This is a genomic window from Shewanella sp. A22, assembly GCF_053850585.1.
The window spans coordinates 1-1,522 of sequence record NZ_JBSQBN010000240.1; the positions used below are offsets into that span (position 1 = coordinate 1).

1 protein-coding gene is annotated in these 1,522 nt (G+C 33.8%); it reads right to left on the reverse strand.

Annotated features, from left to right (window positions below):
- Positions 1-102: 102 nt before the first annotated feature.
- Complete coding sequence (locus ACWXWT_RS20485; RefSeq protein WP_456043402.1) at positions 103-453, reverse strand: Ig-like domain-containing protein; 351 nt, start codon at positions 451-453, stop codon at positions 103-105.
- Positions 454-1,522 lie beyond the last annotated feature (1,069 nt).

Consider the following 1,522-nt stretch of genomic DNA (forward strand, 5'->3'; position numbering starts at 1 on the left):
GTCGACCAAGATAAGCATTGTTGGAAAACAAAAGCGATGCATGATGAATCCATCGATGCTTGAAGCAGTATTAAAGGCTGGATTGAGTAGTTCGGTTAAAAATCAAACACTCATGCGGTAGCCCTGCGACTCAGCTTGACCATCGGTGACTTTAAATTGAACAACTTCTTTGCCTTCCATAGCATCGGTTAAATAGCTAAATTCACCAGTGGCGGCATTCACTAATGTCAATTTACCCAAGTTAATATCATTTGGGTTAACAATAGAAAAAACCAATTGATCTTCAGCATCTTTGCCGTCCAATTGGCCAACCAATGTCATTGATTGAGATGTATTAAAAGAAACATCTGAACTGACCGGTGGGGTATTGACTTTCTCAGGGGTTTTATCGTCACTACTACAGCCTGCTAAAATAGCTGTGGTAATGCTTATTGCAATAAGAGACTTACGCATTTAACATTCCTTTATTGTTATACAAGTAAGCATAAAGTAACCACTAAAAATCTGTGTTAATTAGTAATTAATACGCTATAAAATATAAATTTAGATATTTTTATTATTTCTCTGTTTTTTTCAACTTAGAGCCCCTGTTTTTCACCACAACTAACACATAAATAAAACGTTAACGAAACAAAATTAAAGTGCAATAACTTGCTCTATTTTTTCAAAAAAAATAAAGGTCATAAAAAACAGCAACTAACAACCATCGCAACAGAGGGCACCTTTGCACTGTTACCTTTGGTAACAAATAAGTTAAATTAGTGCATTTCGAACAGGGTGAGTCTTTAGTGATTATTTTGGTTGGAATTTAGATAGCCAAACACGCTTTTTTTCTATTGAAATAGTGGCATCTAGTTAGTTGAATAACTTAGAATCTACGAATAAAGGAATTGGCCTTTATACTGAGATAACACTGGGGGATTATTGCTTTAACGCTAAAAGAATAGACACATAAATCACTTTGCTAAACATGAAATATTATTGAAAGATCGTGCATAAGGAAAGATTAACTTGATTCATGGAATCATGTTTAAAAGATTAATACCATTAGCCAAAATAAAGAGGTATTTTCAATCCAACACTTGCAAAGCCCCCAATAGTGACAATTAATTTAAATTAGATTCATCAAAGTGATAGATTGAACTGACTCACAACATTTAGTTTTTTAATTTCAATCAATACCAATCTTATTATACAGATTATTCCATATTGACTAATATTGACCTTTTTATTTAAGCTTGTTAAATTGGGAATTATACCAATCCTATTAAATATGTGATCTTTCAGCGGGAGTTCAAAGTTCTGTAGGCAAGGCAGATGATTGAAGCGAATAGTGATTCTATTTTGAAAGCATCTAACGAAGCATAAAGGACTTTGAAACCCGCCAGAATGGAGGAGCCTGTAAATAATTTTGTGTAACTGCTTTTCAATCAGTACCCTATTAGGGTCAATGGAAGGTAGCACATGAATAAACAAGAATTAGAAGCTTTCGCTAAACAAGCAGCCAAAGGCATAAAGTCTG